A 15,834-nucleotide genomic window follows, 5' to 3' on the forward strand; every position below is an offset into this window, starting at 1 on the left:
GTTCCTTTCTTATTTGGCCCGCAATCAATGACGTTGGTTGCGTGGCCGATGGTTGTTTTAGTCAATCAGATATTTCTCGAATGCGGCCATGTTCTTGGCATCTGCCGCCGCCGGGTCATCGTAGTAACGACCGTCCGTGATTTCCTGGCCCAGCATGCCGTCGAAACCATGGGCGTTGAGTGTGGCGACGAAGGCGTCCATATCGTGCTTGCCATCGCCCCACACCAGATGACCATACGGATCACCGTCGATAAAGTGCATCTCGTGAATTGCCCCATCACCAAAGGCGACAAACCAGTCCTCGAGCGTCTCGCCTGCAACGCCCATCGCGGTTGTATCAACCATGGGCTGTAAGTACGGGCTCACGACCTCGTCAATCATGCGCTTCGCATCGGAAACCGTCGTCACAAGGTTGCTCTCCTCGGGACGCAGGCTTTCCATCGTAAGCACCAAACCGTGCTCGCCGGCATACTCCGCCAGAATGGACAAGTGCTCGCGGCTGCGCTTCCAAGCTTCCTCGCGGTCCTCGTCCCAGTCGCCCCAGCCCGAGTTGACGGACATACGGTCGCACCCAAGTACCTCGGCAAGCTCAATGCCGTGCTTAAAGTACGCCAGGCTGCGCTGCTCATGCAGCGGTTTGCGTGCGCAATACTGCCAAGGATAGACAACATTCTCGGGGCACAGAGTACGATACCTAAGCCCACGGTCTGCAGCCTTTTTCGCCAGGACCTCAGCCTCAAAGTAGCCCGTGTGGTCGAGCGTCACATGCGGCTCTGCACACCACAGCTCAATGGACTCAAAGCCCAAGCGCTGCTGCACATCAAGGAAGTAATCGAGCGACCACATGATGTAGTGGATATTCATGCCCGCAATCTGCTCGCGGTGCAGCGTCGGTTTGGATTCAGACATCTTATGCCTCCTTATTTCGATCGAACACGATTTGTCCATCCGACATCGTCATATCAACCGCAAGATCGCGTGCGTCGCGATAATCGAGGTCAAACACATCCCGATCGAGCACGCAGATATCGGCAAGCTTGCCAACCTCAAGCGTACCCAGCTCGTCTTCGCGCATCAGATCGTACGCGCCCCCGGCAGTCCAAGCCCGCAAGAGCTCGACAAGCGTCAGCGTGTTGACCTCATTCACGGGCAGTCCGTCGGCGAAGAATCCGCCGCACGCGCTGTAGATTGACTCGCCCAGGCTCGGAATCAGCAGCGGCAAATCCGTTCCACAGCACACTGTGCATCCGGAATCTTCCATGCCGCGGCGATTCCAGCTGTGTAAAAGTCGCGTCTCGCCAATTTGTCGACGCATCATCGACAGGCAATCCTCGCGCCGGTCCAGCGTCAGAATCTGCGGATAGACCTCGCAAATTCCACCTAACTTGCCAAACTCGACAAGATCGGTCGGGTCAGAGTTCTCGAGATCGGTAATCGCATGGCGGCGAAGCATCCGTCCATGCTCGTCTCGAGGCAGCGAGGCATAGAGCGCCACGGTGCGACGAACGGCGCCATCGCCCTGGCAATGCAAGGAATATCGGAAGCCGTCAGCATCAATTGCACGCAGCTCGCTCTCAATCAGATCCCACTCTGGCTCCTCGACGACCGTCTTGCCGGCAGCGCCCGCATCGGCCGAGTCCTCATAGGGGTCTATCATCTCTGCAAGCCCCGCCCATACGCCGCGATCGGTCATACGGTTGAAGCCAGAAAAACGAACGAACGGTCCCCGGAAGCGCTCTCGTGCCTCGCGGGCATATGCCAGATTTGCACCGGCGCCCACCGGCTGCGACATCATAGAGACGCGAACCGTCAGCTCACCAGATTCCTCACGGCGAGCCATTTCGTCGGCAAAGCCATAGTAGTCATCAAACGCCATTTCCTTGATGGCGGTAACGCCACGCTCGTTAAGCATGCTCATGTAGTCCGAATACCCGGCACGCACCTCGGTCAGCGCAAGGAAATCACTCATCATGCGCCAGATCTTCTCGGCATAGCACGCCTGGGGTGTAAAGCCGTATCGCGCACTGGCGGCAGCATTGAGAACGCAGGTCTCCGCACCCGGTGTAAAGCAGACGACAGGGATATCGCCAAAACAATCGTCAAACACAGCTGCCGTATTTGCGTTCTCGGCATCCGATGCCAACGTTTCGGGTAGGTTGTGGCCAAAAGCCGCCGCGCAATCCGGATGATCTTCTTTCCATGCACGCAAGAGCGACACAGCCTCTTTGGCATCAGCGATGCCGGACAGATCAGACCCCAACGTCCGCAGCGCCCAACCTGTATAAAAGGTATGCACATCGATCAGGCCAGGCATGACAGTGCGGTCGCCCAGGTCAACTACATCGTCCGCCTGGGTCAAATACGAAGTTACCTCACACTTGGTGCCAACAGCCTCAATTCGATTGCCACGGACCGCTACGAAACCTTCAAACGGCAGGTCCCCCGTACCGGTAAAGACGCTCTTAGACGTCAGGACCGTCAAACGATCAGACATCACAACCACCTACACCGGAAGCATGCCAGAGATTGCCGTTACGATCAGGCCAAAGACGACCATGAAAATGAAGAACTTCCAAATGGTCTTCCACCATTGGCCAAACGAAATCCTAGCCACGGCAAGACCGGCGACCGTCATGCCCGCCACGGGGCTGATGGTGTTGATGGTCTGGTTGGCAAACTGGAGCGCGGTGACGGCCGCCTCGGGATTGAGGCCCATGAGCTCGGTCAGGGGGCCCATAACGGGCATGGTGAGAGCCGCCAGGCCAGAACTCGAGGGAACCAGCAAAGAGAGCAGACCAAGGACGACATACATAAACGTGGTGTAGACGGCGGCGGGTGCACCGGCGAGCGCGGTAGCGAGCGCCTGGAGGATGGTGTCGATGATCATGCCGCCCTCGGCGATGACCAGAATACCGCGAGCGATACCGATAACGACGGCAGCGTACGCAAAGTCGGCGAGACCCTTAACGAACTCCTCTGCGATCGTCTGCTGGTCAAGGCCGCCCAGGATACCGGCAAGCAAGCCCATGCCAAGGAACACGGCGGAAATCTGATTCATGTACCAGCCCTGGGTAACAAGACCCCAGACGATAATGCCCATACCGCAAGCAAAATCGATAAGCACGAGCTTCTGACGGATAGTGAACTCTTCCTCGATGGAGGCATCGGTCACGGAAAATTCAATACGCTTGAGCTTATCGTCCTCGTACACAATGGACGACTCGGGGTTTTTCTTGACGCGCATGGCGTAGCGCATGGCCCATGCGATACCGACGGCAGTGAAGATGACCCAAGAAACGGCACGCAGCCACAGTTGCGGATTACCCTCGATGCCAATGATGCCTTGGGCGATCAAAACATTAAACGGGTCGATGGTCGAAGCACAATATCCCAGGTTAGGACCAAGGAAGCAGATGATGAATGCCGTCATCGAGTCATAACCGATACCCATCATGATGGGAATGAAGATGGCATAGAACGGCAGGGCTTCCTCAGACATACCAAACGTAGTGCCACAAATGGACAGCAACGTCATCGTGATGGGAATGATGAGGATGTCCTTGTTCTTGAGCTTTTTAATCACACGGCTCATGCCGGCATTCAAAGCGTTGGTCTTGGTGATGATCGCGAACGATCCGCCAATCAATAAGACGAACGCAACGACGTCGGCAGCCTCTTGGATACCCTTGGTGGGCGCTTGCAGAACCGCGAAGATATCCTGACCCAGATTGATGGTCTCGCCGGTCTCGGAATCGGTGTAGTTCTTATCGACCTGCTCATAGGTTCCAGCAACGGCGACTTCACGCTCGCCCGCCGCTGTCGAAATCGTCTTGCGCTGATACTGACCAGAGGGAACGATCCAAGTCAGGACCGCAAAGACAACTATCAGCAAGAACATGATCGTATAGACATGCGGTAATTTGAACTTAAAACGTCTGTTTGTCTTCTTCGCCTTCGTATCTGACATAGATACCTCCAAAGAACTCGAGACTGCATCGCATCTCGCTTCAACGTTTGCACAATGCAAACGTTCTATGACGTTCCATAGATTACCAGCAGCTTTTCCCGTCATCAAGATAATTTCAAACTGATTGCCGCAACGCGGTTGAACGGTCGCGTTCGCGCCGTGAACGGTATGGAAGCGCCCGGTGAGATGATCCACCGGGCGTTTCCATTCGCAATGTCCTAGATGTCAAAAACGTAGCGAGACCCAACGATCCGCTGACGACCGATGATAAACGGCCGCCGTTGCTCATCGAAAAAGAAGGCTTCCATATAAAACAAGGGTTCGCCAACGGGAACCGCCAGCAACCGAGCGACCTCGGGCGATGCGCACGCGATCTCGAGCGTGCACGGGTCGGTAAACGCGGGCATGCGGCCAGTCTGGTTGCGCACGAACTCAAAAATGGATTGGTTAGATAGAGGCGCCGTTGATAGATAGGCGTTGTCCTCGTAAACGTATATGTTGTTCTCAAGCATGACGGGGACGCCATCGGCAGTACGCACGCGCTCAACGCAAATCAAGTCAGTTCCAACGGGAACACCAAAGAAATGTGCTTCGGTGGAATCCGCCGGCAGTATCTTTCTCGAAATGACACACGCCCCCGGTTCCATTCCGTTAACGCGGCATGCGTCCGAAAAACTCTGAACGTCATCCTTCTGGCGAATCTTGCGCTTGAGCTTGGGGGCATTGACAAACGTGCCTTTCCCCTGTCGCTTCGTTAGATAGCCCTGCTGGACGAGCTCCTCAATAGCACGTCGCACGGTAACGCGGCCAACTTTATAGCTCTCAGCCAATTCGAATTCGTTGGGTATCCGCGCGCCTGCCTTGTAGGCGCCGGAGTTGATTTCGTTTTTAATGATATCGATAACCTGTTGGTACAGCGGTATCGCTGCTTTACCGTCAGTTAGCCCTTCAGTCGGTGGCATATACCCTCTCCAAGCACGATTAAGTCTAAAGCGGGCTCAGGGGCATTCAACAAGCCCTTAAGCCCGCATTAGCTTAAAGTATGCTAGGTGTCGCACCAAAATGTTGGCTATTTACTCATCAGACCCGAAAAACGCGCAACTACCGCGCTCCTAAGAAAGCGTGAGCAGCTCCGGCAGCTGGTCGATAATCTTGTCCGCGGCATCCTGGCTAAAGCCAAAGCGTTCCTCGCGCTTGGCAATGACTGTCAGGCCGGCTCGCTTGCCAGCGGTGATGCCGGGCACCGAATCCTCAACGCAGCAGCAGCGATTCGCGGGCAGCCCCAGCAGGTCCAGCGCATGCAGGTAGATGTCGGGCTCGGGTTTGCTCTCCTTAAACTGCTCGCCGCTCACCACATACTCAAAGGCATCAGACAGCCCGCATGCGTTGAGCACTTCCTCGATGCTAACCATGGGAGACGAGCTGGCAAGCGCCACGCGAACGCCACGGCGCGACAGCTCTCGAATCGTATCCACGGCGCCTGGGTTAATCAAAGCCTGATAGTCACGCGGACGCTTATGCGCCCACTCGTCCCAACGGGCCAACGCCTCCTCGCCAGTGAAGTGTCCCTTACCGGCGCGCTCAAACCAATCGACCAGCATATGCAGGAAGAACTGATGCGAGGTACCGACCTGCCCATTCAACTCCTCTTGAGTCAGATTAAGTCCAAGCTCCTTGGCAAACGCGGCAGTCTCGCCCAAGTAGTAATACTCGGTATCGACAATGACGCCGTCCATGTCAAAGATAACGGCGTCGAACGGAAATGCGGACACGGCACCCTCCCTAGCAAAAGGACGCCCGCAAGCAGGCGCCCGAGCCATGCATTAATCGGCGATTCTAACCCAGCAGCTTATCCAGCGCCACCGCAATGCCATCTTCGTTGTTATCGGCGGTCACCATCTGGGCTACAGCCTTAACCTCTTCGACGGCGTTACCCATGGCAACACCGGTGCCGGCCCACTCAATCATGGACTTGTCGTTCTGGCCGTCGCCAAACGATACGACCTCACTGGCATCGATGCCGAGCTTGGGCAGGGCACCCTCGAGTGCGCGGGCCTTGTCGATACCGGGCGCCGTGTACTCAAAGTACCAGTCGGCCGTAAACATGCCCGAAAGCGTCTGCTTAAAGGGCGCATACATCTCCTCGTAATGCGCCTGCAGGTAGGCCGGATCGCCCGCCGTCAGCAGCTTGTCCACGGGATAAGCATCAGCGACCTCATGCAGGCTCTCCACCTCGCGAATCTTAAGATCGCACGCATCGCGCTCGTATTTGACGATGTTTTTCTGCGAGCCGTCAGGCAGCGTGATCATGCAGTGATACGAATCCACGACATGCAAATCGCGACCGAGCGAAATCATAGGGATCACGTCAAAATTACGCAGGTGATCAATCAGACGGTGCAGCTCGTCAGCCGGCATAGCCTGGTCAAAAAGGACCTCATCGGTCTGAGCGTCGACCACATGCGCGCCATTAAAGGCAACCAGCAGACCGTCATGGTTTTGAAGGTCGAGCTCCTGCGCCAAGGCGTGCAGTCCCCATGCGGGACGGCCCGAAGCCAAGATGAGCTTAATGTCCGACTCCTGCGCCGCGAGCAGCTTCTCGCGCGTACGCGGGCTAATCACTTTCTGATCGTTGGTGAGCGTACCGTCGATATCCATCGCGATGGCTTTGATTGCCATATATGCCTCCCTGTCATTGAACAACCTTGTCTGAGCCATCATACAGAACACCCATCGCGACTCCGTTTACAACGGGCAAAAAGTCATATTGTCTCGAACATGAACGGCGTGTGGTCGTGAAGCTTTATCGCTCAGGTCAAATACGTCTGCTAGCGACGCTCATCCGTCGGTGCGCCCTCGACGATCGCGATGCCCGCCGATGCGCCTAACGCGCTGGCGCCGGCCTCGATGAATGCGCAAGCCTCTTCGTAATTATGGATACCGCCCGCCGCCTTGATTGCCACGGCATCGCCGAGCACCTCGTGCATCAGCCGCACGTCCTCGAGCTTAGCACCGCCAAAGCTTCTGCCGGTCGATGTCTTAAGGAATCCCGGCTTGGCCTCCAGCGCGATCTCGCATACACGGCGCTTGGCGGCGTCGTCGCCGTCCAGCTTGCACATCTCGACGATTACCTTGTCAGTGATGCCATGCGCGCGACAAAAATCAGCAATGGTAGTCATCTCGCGCTCGATGGCATCAAAATCGCGGTTCTCGATCGACCCCTGATTCAAAACGTAGTCAATCTCGGTAAAGCCACACGCAGCGTATTCCTCAAACCTCGCAAGCTTCTCCTCAAGCGTCATAGTGCCCTGGGGAAAGTCGATGGCGCCGGCAAGGATGATGTCAGAGCCCTCGAGCATGGCGCGGCCCGTCTCGTACTCCTGAAGGTTCGCGAATACGCAGCGAAAGTTGTACTTTAACGCCTTCTCGACATACTGCTCAAACGTGTCCTCGGGGGCATCGATATAGTCGATGTATTTATTGATGGGTTTGGCAAGTGTCATGCTGGGCCTCCTTGTTCAGGACTGACAACCGATTCGTGGTTTCACGCGAAATACCACGTTCAATGTACGCCCGACATACAAGGACAGCGTCCGCATTCCGACAAGTGGTATGAAATTAGCTGTAAACGTATATTTACAGACAGCGAATGGCACCGCACGCGGATGCCGACAGCAAGACATCCCCCCTCAATACACCCTCATGCCCCTTTACTGTTTGCGGCCAGAAATGATGAGCTGCACAACGTCGTTAGCGGTCGAATTCGACCTCTGACGACGTCACGCGACTCATCGTATCCGACCGACAACAGAAAAGGGGCACGTTCGCATAGCGTGGCGCTTGACGGTTGCAAAACCACCCCATTTGAAACAAACGCAAAAAAGTACTTGCAAAGACGCGTTCCGACATATAAGTTGATAAAAGACCGCCGTTGCGGTTTTAAGTAGATCGAGCATATGAAGTTTGAGTTTTAGCGTGTAAGAGAAGGAAGATCGGCAAAGTACAACCCCAAACGCAATGACAACTTAATGAGGTAACTGCCACATGTGAGGCACCCAGGGCATTGCTGTCTCGATTTTGAGCACGATGCCTTCCGCCTTGCACGGGCCGTTCCATCCCGCCCCTGCAGCAACTGCCTCACGGGCTCATTGAAAACCGCATAGCACCCCAACGTCAGCACATCACCCACGGCAAGCACATCACTCACGACAACCGACACATCAACAAACAGCACGAACATCAACCGATTGGAGAAGCTATGACAAACCACCACGCTGAAGACGGCGATAAGAAAAGCATTCTGGATGCCCGCATTGAGCGAGCATATGCAAACGAATATGACGCCGCCTTTGCCGCCGCGACCATCAAGAACTACGCGTCGCTACCGCTCGCGACAATCTTGGCCGACCACCCTCAACTGCTGAAGCGCTGCACAAAGATCATGGGCGACCCCGACATTCGCAAGCTGACGGACCCCTATGCCCCAAAACGCGACAACGATTCGTACGTTCTTACCGTAGGCTGCCTAGCCCATATGCTTACGGCGCTCGACACGAAACTCAAGCTCGAATGGGAACCCGACGAGCGTCATGAACTCGAAAGCAAGCGGAACACCCTGCGCACCGCACTGTTCCTTCCGTTGGACGGCCTCAAGCGCTGCAACGTCGAGCTCAATACACAGGCGCGGCAAAAGCCCGGGACCACAGGGCAGAAAACTCCAAGACCCCATGCGGCCATCGTCGACCGCAACCGATATAACCGCATGACCGCGCACTTTTCCGCCGAGGGAGCAGCCATAAGGACACTGATCGACCTGCTGTGCCTCCTGAGCATCAACGAGCTATTTGAGGGCTATCTCGCCCTTGTTCCCGCGACGGCACCCAAGTCGGTAGCAAAGATCATCGAGACCTGCAGACGCCAGTTTGAGCGCCATCGCAATGGCAACGAGATGAACGCCAGCATCGCGCAGTACTACGCGGCTCATTACAAAAATGACGGATGTGCCCCTGTCGAGCATCAGCTGCGGCTCGCCTACACCACGCCCGCCGCAACGCTCTATCGCTTTGGAGCCCTTGGCGCTTGCGAGCCGCACGAACAGGCAGCCTGCCCCACAACCGAGCTCGATCTCAGGCTCGGACGAACCCTGTAGCCTGCCAGCCCCTCCGCGGGCAACAATCCTATTCTTCCACAACACAACCAACAGAAAGGAATCCTCATGGACACCAATCATTCCCCCATCATCAGCCCCCTCACCATGCGTGAATCCGCCCGAGGCATCACGCTCACCAGCATTTACGATGAGATGCTCGCCCGTCGCGAGCTCTCCGTCATGGGAAACATCGAAACCCCGATGGCCCACGACCTATGCCAGCAGATCCGCCTGCTCGATGCCACCGACCCCAGCCGCCCCATCACCATATTTGTCGCCAGCGCCGGCGGAAGCGTGCGATCGGGTCTTGCGATCTATGACGCCATGCGCCTCGCATCGTGCCCCATCCGCACCGTCTGCCTGGAATTTGCCGCGTCCATGGGCGCCGTGATCTTTATGGGCGGCGACGATCGCCGTATGGCGCCCCATGCAGAGCTCATGATTCACGACCCGCTGATCCCCCAGGGGGCAGGCGGCTCGGCACTTGCGCTGCAGGAAACCAGCCGGCGTCTCATGCAGACCCGCAAGACCCTCACGCAAATCCTCTCGGACCGCAGCGGCCTCACGCTCAAGCGCATCCAGTCCCTCACTGCAAAAGACACCTACCTTTCGGCCGAGCGCGCCGTCGAGCTCGGCTTTGCCCACGAAATCCTCTCGACCACCAAGGAGGTCGCCCATGTCTAACCTCGCCAGCCGCCTCGCCGCATCTAAGTCCGCATCGTCCACCATCCTCGCCAAGGATCGAACGCTTTCCTGCGACACCCGCCAAACGGGGCTCAACAACAACGCACTTGTGATCGGCCCCTCGGGAGCCGGCAAGACCCGAAACGTCCTCAAGCCCAACCTGCTGCAAATGAACGCAAGCTACATCGTGCTCGACACCAAAGGCACGCTCTGTCGCGAAGTGGGACCCGTGCTGGCAGCCCACGGTTACCGCGTACAATGTCTCAACTTCGCCGACCTCAACACCGTCCCGGCCCTTGCGCCCGGCATCGAGCGCTGCGGCTACAACCCCCTAAGGCACATTCGCCGCAAGGCGGACGGCAGGCCCAACCAGCAGGACATCCTCTCGGTGGCAAAGGCCATCTGCCCCATCGAGGACAACAACCAGCCTTTTTGGGATCATGCGGCGGCAAACCTGCTGTCGTGTCTTATCGCCTACGTCACCGAACAGCTACCCGCCGACGAGCAGACGATCAGCTCGGTCATCAAGCTGATCGAGCACCTGCAGGACGGTGCCACGGGTCGATTGTTTGACGACCTGATCACGACCGACCCCCAAAGCTATGCCCTCTCGCTATGGCGGCGCTACGCCATTACGCAAAATGCCGAGCGCATGCACGCGAGCATCGTCGGCATCCTTGCCGAAAGGTCATGTGTCTGGGATTCGACGGTGCGGCACAGCTCTATCGTGAGTGCCATCAGGTGGACTTCGCTTCCATGGGGCATGTCCCCTGCGCCCTGTTTGTAACCGTGAGCGATATCGACCGCAATCTCGATCCGCTGACCGGCCTCTTTATTACGCAGGCGTTTATGGGCCTCATTCGCGAGGCCGATAGGCAGCCCGACGGCAGCCTGCCTGTGCCTGTGCGCTTTATGCTCGATGACTTCGCAAATCTGCAGATCCCCCAGATCGACAACGTGCTCTCGATTATCCGAAGCCGCAACATCTGGGCAACGCTGCTGTTGCAGTCGACCAATCAACTCGATGCGCTCTATGGCGAGGCACGCGCACGCTCCATCATGGGCAACTGCGACACGCATCTGGTGCTGGCGTTCCAGGATCCCGAGAGTGCCCGGGTGTTTTCCGACCGCGCCGACGCGCTGCCCAGCACGCTCATGGCGACGCCGATTGATCGCTCGTGGCTCTTTGTACGCGGTCGCGCTCCCGAACAGGTCGAGCGCTTTAAGCTCGAAGACCACCCGCTCTACGGTGAGCTGCCCGAGGCGCAGCGAGGCCATGCGGAGGTCGAGCTCTAGGCGCAGGGCCTCGCAGCGCGCGGCGCCCCGGCGAAGATCCATAAAGGCCGTGCACCCCGGGGCCACGGCAAAGCAAAGGGGCCCGCATCCAATGGGATACGGGCCCCTGACTATAAGGCGCGATGTGTCAACAGCAGCGACTACTTGCGGTGGGCGCGGTAGAACTCGATGAGCGCCTGGGTCGAAGCGTCCTGCTCGGCCTTGGCGGCATCATCGTGGAAGGCAGGGGTGATCTGCTTGGCAAGCTGCTTGCCCAACTCGACGCCCCACTGGTCGTAAGAGTCGATGCCCCAGACCGTACCCTCGACAAATACGATGTGCTCGTACAGGGCGATGAGCTCGCCGAGCGCGAACGGGGTCAGCGTGTCGCCGAAGATCGAGGTCGTCGGACGGTTGCCCTCAAAGCAACGGGCCGGGACGATCTGCTCGGGCGTGCCCTCGGCGCGCACCTCGTCGGCCGTCTTACCAAAGGCGAGTGCCTTGGTCTGGGCCAGGAAGTTGCCCAGGAACAACTCGTGGACATCCTGGCCGCTGTCGGTTGCGGGGTTGGTAGTGTTTGCGAAAGCGATAAAGTCGGCCGGAACCACCACGGTGCCCTGATGCAGCAGCTGGTAGAAGGCATGCTGGCCGTTGGTGCCGGGCTCGCCCCAGAAGATCTCACCGGTATCGGAGGTCACAGCGCTGCCGTCCCAGCGGACGTGCTTGCCGTTGGACTCCATGGTGAGCTGCTGCAGGTAGGCCGGGAAACGGTGCAGGTACTGGCAGTACGGCAGCACGGCGTGGCTCTTGGAACCGAAGAAGTTGACGTACCAGACGTTGAGCAGGCCCATCAGCGCGACGGCGTTGTTCTCGAGCGGGGTGTTGCAGAAGTACTCGTCGATGGCGTGGAAGCCCTCGAGGAACTGCTGGAAGCGCTCGGGGCCGAGCACGACGATCAGCGACAGGCCCACAGCGGAGTCAACAGAATAGCGGCCGCCAACCCAGTTCCAGAAACCGAAGGCGTTGGCAGGGTCGATGCCGAAGGCCTCGACCTTCTCGAGTGCGGTGGAAACGGCGACGAAGTGCTTTGCCACAGCCTCGGCGTTCTGCTCATCGGAGCCGTCGATGGCGCCCTGAGCCTTGAGCTGCTCGAGCATCCAGGTCTTGACCTCGCGAGCGTTGGTGAGGGTCTCAAGTGTGGTGAAGGTCTTGGAGACGATGATCACGAGCGTGGTCTCGGGATCCAAGCCCTTGAGCTTCTCAGCCTGGTCGTTGGGGTCGATGTTGGAGATGTAGCGGCAGTCGATACCGGCGTCGGCATAGGGACGCAGAGCCTCGTAAGCCATGACCGGGCCCAGATCGGAGCCGCCGATGCCGATGGACACCAGATGCTCGATCTTCTTGCCGGTAACGCCCTTCCACTCACCGGAGCGCACGCGCTCGGCGAAGGCATACATGCGGTCGAGGACCTCGTGCACGTCGGCGACGACATCCTGGCCGTCAACGATGAGCTGGCCCTTCTCGCTTGCCGGGCGGCGAAGCGCGGTGTGCAGGACGGCGCGGTCCTCGGTGGTGTTAATGTGCTCGCCGGAGAACATGGCGTCGCGGCGCTCCTCGAGCTTTACCTCGCGGGCAAGATCGCACAGCAGCTTGACGGTCTCATCGGTCACCAGGTTCTTCGACAGATCGAAGTGCAGGTCACCGGCGTCAAAGCTCAGCTTGTTCACGCGGTCGGCGTCAGCAGCGAACCAGGCCTTGAGGTCGATACCTTCGGCCTCGAGCTTCTCCTGATGAGCCTCGAGCGCCTTCCAAGCGGCAGTCGACGTAGCATCGATAGGTGCGGCAACAGTTGCCATAGAGTCCTCCTCAGCATACGGGCGCACGCCTCCATGCGCCCGGACATTCAGATGCCACTATTCTAGCGCAGGTCAAGACTACAATCAGCGAGCGTTGCCAATCGGCCCCCAAACGGCAACCGATTAAAAAGGGACAGGCTTATTTTGGCAGGTCAAACGCTTTACCAACCAAAAACAACCCGTCCTTTTATGGCAAATATTAGGCCGCGGCGCAGATGCTACCGAGCAACTCACGCAGAGGAGACCCGATGCCCTCCAGCAGTTCGGGCGCGATAATGGCAAAAACGGGAACCTCACCGATGCCCACGACAGCAGGCGCCTTGCCCTCCGAGACAATGCATCCATAAGGGACAAAACCGTCTTCGCCGGCATCGAGCGCCGCCATGCGACGCGCGAGCTCGCGCGCAAAGCCAGCAGTATCGGCATCGCCAATCGCCAGGACAAAGTCCACGCCTTCGTCGGTCGCCAGGGCCACGGCTTCGTCGATCAGCTCGTCTCCCCCGTCGCCCTCAAACGAGCCGCAGCGAAAAAGCACGCGCTCGAGCAGGGCTCGATCAAGCGAGCCAAGTGCCGCCGAGACAAGCTCATCGCGCGTATGCTTGTCACCGCCCAACACGACCAGCGCCTTGGTGCCACCGTAGTGAGCGACCAATCGTCCGCACCAGCGAGCCACGTCTCCATCCGCAACAAGGCGCGTCGGCATACCAAACCCATAATTGACCATCTTTCCCACAACCCTTCCGTGCGCATAGGCGGTATCAATCGTTAGGCTCATGCTACGAAGCGAGGTTTTCCGAGCTGTTTCGCACTCTTTAGAGCTGCGTTAAAACCCAATCCAACCGCACGACCATACCTACCAAAACAAACCAGTCCCTTTTTGACAGGTTTTGACGATGTCCGGACGAGCGGGTATTATCGAACAGATATTCGATAAGAACATGTGTTTGATGGGAGGACGCGTGGGGCACGAGCGTCACACCTATATCTGCATCGACCTCAAGACGTTTTACGCTAGCGTCGAGTGCGTCGACCGCGGACTCAACCCGCTCACCACCAACCTGGTCGTTGCCGACGAATCGCGCGGGCGCACGACCATCTGCCTCGCCATCACACAGGCCATGAAGGACTTAGGGATTCACAATCGCTGCCGTCTGTTTGAGATTCCCGACGGCATCGACTACATCAAAGCCGCACCGCGCATGCAGCACTACATGGAAGTGTCGGCGCAAATCTACGGCATCTATCTGGAATACGTGAGCCCGCAAGACATTCACGTCTATTCAATCGACGAATGCTTTATCGACGTGACGCCCTATCTAGACCTCTACCATACCAATGCCAAAGGCTTTGCCTGCATGTTGCGCGATGAGGTCCTCGCGCGCACCGGCATCACGGCGACGGTCGGCATCGGCCCCAACCTATTCCAGGCCAAGGTAGCGCTCGATATCACCGCCAAGCACGTACTCAGCCGCATCGGCATACTCGACGACGAGACCTTTCGCAAAGAGATCTGGCCCCATCGTCCCATCACCGATATCTGGGGCATCGGCCCCGGCGTGGCAGCACGACTCGAAAAGTATGGCGTCTACGACCTGATGGGTGTCGCCGCACTCGACGAGAACCTGCTCTACGACGAGCTCGGCGTCAATGCCGAATATCTCATCGACCATGCCTTCGGGCGCGAGCCGACAACCATCGCCGATATCCAAGCCTATCGCCCGCAAGCAACTTCGACCACCACAGGACAGGTGCTCTCGAAGGGTTATGCCTACGAACAGGCCTATACCGTCTTGCGCGAGATGGTCGACAACGCCGTTTTAGACTTGGTCGATAAGCACGTGGTCTGCGACAGCATCTCGCTCTTTGTGGGCTACGCGAGCGAACGCGCCGACATACGCCGCCTCGACGCCAGCGGTACAGCGCAGTATGTGGACGGATGCGGGCACCTGCGCTCGAGCACATCGAGTATCGAACCCACCGCAACCGCCGACCCCGAGCTCGCGCCCCGTGCGCCCAAGCCCGTCCAGCGCGATGACGAACGGCGTCGCCTGGTGCGCGAAGCGCAGGCAATCGATGGCATCTTTGTGGGAGAGCATGGCGGCAAACCGCGCGGTGGCTATGCCGCACTCTTTGCGCACTCTAACGCCTCGCGAAAGCTGAGCGAGCGTACCAATTCGTTTAAGAAGATCATGGGCTATTTCGATGAGCTCTGGGCGCATACTGTCGATCCCAAACGACCGGTCAAGCGCATCAACCTGGGATTTGGCAACCTCATGCCCGAGGAATTTGCCACCATCGATCTATTCAGCGATATCGAGGCCGATGAGCGCGAGCGCGACCTGGCGCGCACCGTCCTGGCCGTGAAAGGCAAGTACGGCAAGAACGCGCTCGTCAAGGGATTAAGCTTTACCGCCGGCGCCACCGCGCGCGAACGCAACGAACAAGTTGGAGGACACCGTGCCTAAACCCAAACAACAGCCCGTGCGCCCGCCGACCGCCTTCGAGCGCTTGGCGGACCCCGAGGGCAGACGCCGCGCCGCCGACCCCAACCTCACTGCCAACGGTGCCGTGCGCGCCAACCGCGCCGCACAGTTTATGCCCTTTGCCGCCCTCACGGGATACTACGAACTCGTGCGCAAGCAGGAAATCACCATCGAGCCAAAACGTGAGCTCACGGAAGAAAAAGCCCTCGTGCTTTCTAAAAAACTCGAGGGTCTCAAACGTGGCGACTTGGTTCGTGTCACCTATTACGATACATACGGCTATCGCAGCCGCACCGGCATCCTCGACGAGGCGCTCCCCGCCTTCAAGCTCCTCAAGCTCCGAGACATCGCCATCGACTTCGACGGCATCCAAGACATCGAACTGCGCGGACGAGCCTAGCCAAGGAAGCGCATCCAGAG

At 58.2% G+C, this 15,834-nt stretch carries 15 protein-coding genes; 6 read left to right on the forward strand and 9 right to left on the reverse strand.

The genetic code is table 11. The features are described from left to right. Nucleotides 1–57: 57 nt before the first annotated feature. The 7 genes from ABCP74_RS00900 to deoC all read right to left on the reverse strand — a co-directional run bounded on the left by ABCP74_RS00900 (nucleotide 58) and on the right by deoC (nucleotide 7,470). Nucleotides 58–909, reverse strand: coding sequence for a sugar phosphate isomerase/epimerase family protein (locus tag ABCP74_RS00900; RefSeq protein ID WP_343001035.1), 852 nt, complete (start codon nucleotides 907–909; stop codon nucleotides 58–60). Nucleotide 910: 1 nt separating this feature from the next. Beyond that, complete coding sequence (locus ABCP74_RS00905; RefSeq protein WP_196032665.1) at nucleotides 911–2,494, reverse strand: amidohydrolase; 1,584 nt, start codon at nucleotides 2,492–2,494, stop codon at nucleotides 911–913. A 9-nt stretch (nucleotides 2,495–2,503) separates the two neighbouring features. Next, nucleotides 2,504–3,967, reverse strand: a complete 1,464-nt coding sequence (locus ABCP74_RS00910) for a YfcC family protein (protein ID WP_196032662.1) — start codon at nucleotides 3,965–3,967, stop codon at nucleotides 2,504–2,506. A gap of 218 nt (nucleotides 3,968–4,185) precedes the next feature. Continuing rightward, nucleotides 4,186–4,929: a GntR family transcriptional regulator gene (locus ABCP74_RS00915; RefSeq protein WP_271739977.1), complete on the reverse strand. Its 744-nt coding sequence runs from the start codon at nucleotides 4,927–4,929 to the stop codon at nucleotides 4,186–4,188. Between the two features lie 150 nt (nucleotides 4,930–5,079). Next, complete coding sequence (locus ABCP74_RS00920; RefSeq protein WP_343001036.1) at nucleotides 5,080–5,739, reverse strand: HAD family hydrolase; 660 nt, start codon at nucleotides 5,737–5,739, stop codon at nucleotides 5,080–5,082. A gap of 64 nt (nucleotides 5,740–5,803) precedes the next feature. Next, nucleotides 5,804–6,646 (reverse strand): Cof-type HAD-IIB family hydrolase, encoded by an 843-nt coding sequence (locus ABCP74_RS00925; protein WP_343001037.1) that lies wholly within the window; start codon nucleotides 6,644–6,646, stop codon nucleotides 5,804–5,806. Between the two features lie 149 nt (nucleotides 6,647–6,795). Beyond that, entirely contained in the window at nucleotides 6,796–7,470 is a 675-nt protein-coding gene (gene deoC, locus ABCP74_RS00930; RefSeq protein WP_022094433.1) for a deoxyribose-phosphate aldolase, read from the reverse strand. 755 nt (nucleotides 7,471–8,225) lie between these two features. Here deoC and ABCP74_RS00935 point away from each other — a divergent pair. The 4 genes from ABCP74_RS00935 to ABCP74_RS00950 all read left to right on the forward strand — a co-directional run bounded on the left by ABCP74_RS00935 (nucleotide 8,226) and on the right by ABCP74_RS00950 (nucleotide 11,096). Continuing rightward, complete coding sequence (locus ABCP74_RS00935) at nucleotides 8,226–9,116, forward strand: hypothetical protein (protein WP_343001038.1); 891 nt, start codon at nucleotides 8,226–8,228, stop codon at nucleotides 9,114–9,116. A 66-nt stretch (nucleotides 9,117–9,182) separates the two neighbouring features. Next, on the forward strand, nucleotides 9,183–9,800 hold the full coding sequence (locus ABCP74_RS00940) for an ATP-dependent Clp protease proteolytic subunit (RefSeq protein ID WP_195521236.1): 618 nt from the start codon (nucleotides 9,183–9,185) through the stop codon (nucleotides 9,798–9,800). After that, entirely contained in the window at nucleotides 9,793–10,587 is a 795-nt protein-coding gene (locus ABCP74_RS00945) for a type IV secretory system conjugative DNA transfer family protein (protein ID WP_343001039.1), read from the forward strand. The genes ABCP74_RS00940 and ABCP74_RS00945 overlap by 8 nt, the downstream gene beginning before the upstream one ends. Beyond that, complete coding sequence (locus tag ABCP74_RS00950) at nucleotides 10,557–11,096, forward strand: type IV secretory system conjugative DNA transfer family protein (protein WP_343001040.1); 540 nt, start codon at nucleotides 10,557–10,559, stop codon at nucleotides 11,094–11,096. Before ABCP74_RS00945 ends, ABCP74_RS00950 begins: the two co-directional genes overlap by 31 nt. Before the next feature lie 140 nt (nucleotides 11,097–11,236). On the opposite strand, the gene pgi is transcribed toward ABCP74_RS00950, so the two are convergent. Beyond that, entirely contained in the window at nucleotides 11,237–12,931 is a 1,695-nt protein-coding gene (pgi, locus tag ABCP74_RS00955; protein WP_343001041.1) for a glucose-6-phosphate isomerase, read from the reverse strand. Nucleotides 12,932–13,130: 199 nt separating this feature from the next. Beyond that, a complete protein-coding gene (locus ABCP74_RS00960) occupies nucleotides 13,131–13,634 on the reverse strand; it encodes an iron-containing alcohol dehydrogenase (protein WP_217107727.1) in 504 nt (167 codons plus the stop codon). Between the two features lie 190 nt (nucleotides 13,635–13,824). Between ABCP74_RS00960 and ABCP74_RS00965 the strand changes: the two genes are divergently transcribed. Both ABCP74_RS00965 and ABCP74_RS00970 read left to right on the forward strand, forming a co-directional pair. After that, nucleotides 13,825–15,396, forward strand: coding sequence for a Y-family DNA polymerase (locus ABCP74_RS00965; protein WP_217107726.1), 1,572 nt, complete (start codon nucleotides 13,825–13,827; stop codon nucleotides 15,394–15,396). Next, on the forward strand, nucleotides 15,389–15,814 hold the full coding sequence (locus ABCP74_RS00970) for a hypothetical protein (protein ID WP_343001042.1): 426 nt from the start codon (nucleotides 15,389–15,391) through the stop codon (nucleotides 15,812–15,814). Before ABCP74_RS00965 ends, ABCP74_RS00970 begins: the two co-directional genes overlap by 8 nt. Nucleotides 15,815–15,834: the final 20 nt, after the last annotated feature.

Source organism: Collinsella aerofaciens, assembly GCF_039062315.1.
GTDB classification, from domain to species: Bacteria; Actinomycetota; Coriobacteriia; order Coriobacteriales; family Coriobacteriaceae; genus Collinsella; species Collinsella aerofaciens_BG.

Coding starts and splice junctions, on each gene's coding strand:
- ABCP74_RS00900 (WP_343001035.1), bottom strand. CDS start 909: ATGTCTGAATCCAAACCGACGCTGCACCGCGAGCAGATTGCGGGCATG.
- ABCP74_RS00905 (WP_196032665.1), bottom strand. CDS start 2,494: ATGTCTGATCGTTTGACGGTCCTGACGTCTAAGAGCGTCTTTACCGGT.
- ABCP74_RS00910 (WP_196032662.1), bottom strand. CDS start 3,967: ATGTCAGATACGAAGGCGAAGAAGACAAACAGACGTTTTAAGTTCAAA.
- ABCP74_RS00915 (WP_271739977.1), bottom strand. CDS start 4,929: ATGCCACCGACTGAAGGGCTAACTGACGGTAAAGCAGCGATACCGCTG.
- ABCP74_RS00925 (WP_343001037.1), bottom strand. CDS start 6,646: ATGGCAATCAAAGCCATCGCGATGGATATCGACGGTACGCTCACCAAC.
- deoC (WP_022094433.1), bottom strand. CDS start 7,470: ATGACACTTGCCAAACCCATCAATAAATACATCGACTATATCGATGCC.
- ABCP74_RS00935 (WP_343001038.1), top strand. CDS start 8,226: ATGACAAACCACCACGCTGAAGACGGCGATAAGAAAAGCATTCTGGAT.
- ABCP74_RS00940 (WP_195521236.1), top strand. CDS start 9,183: ATGGACACCAATCATTCCCCCATCATCAGCCCCCTCACCATGCGTGAA.
- ABCP74_RS00945 (WP_343001039.1), top strand. CDS start 9,793: ATGTCTAACCTCGCCAGCCGCCTCGCCGCATCTAAGTCCGCATCGTCC.
- ABCP74_RS00950 (WP_343001040.1), top strand. CDS start 10,557: ATGGGGCATGTCCCCTGCGCCCTGTTTGTAACCGTGAGCGATATCGAC.
- pgi (WP_343001041.1), bottom strand. CDS start 12,931: ATGGCAACTGTTGCCGCACCTATCGATGCTACGTCGACTGCCGCTTGG.
- ABCP74_RS00960 (WP_217107727.1), bottom strand. CDS start 13,634: ATGCCGACGCGCCTTGTTGCGGATGGAGACGTGGCTCGCTGGTGCGGA.
- ABCP74_RS00965 (WP_217107726.1), top strand. CDS start 13,825: ATGTCCGGACGAGCGGGTATTATCGAACAGATATTCGATAAGAACATG.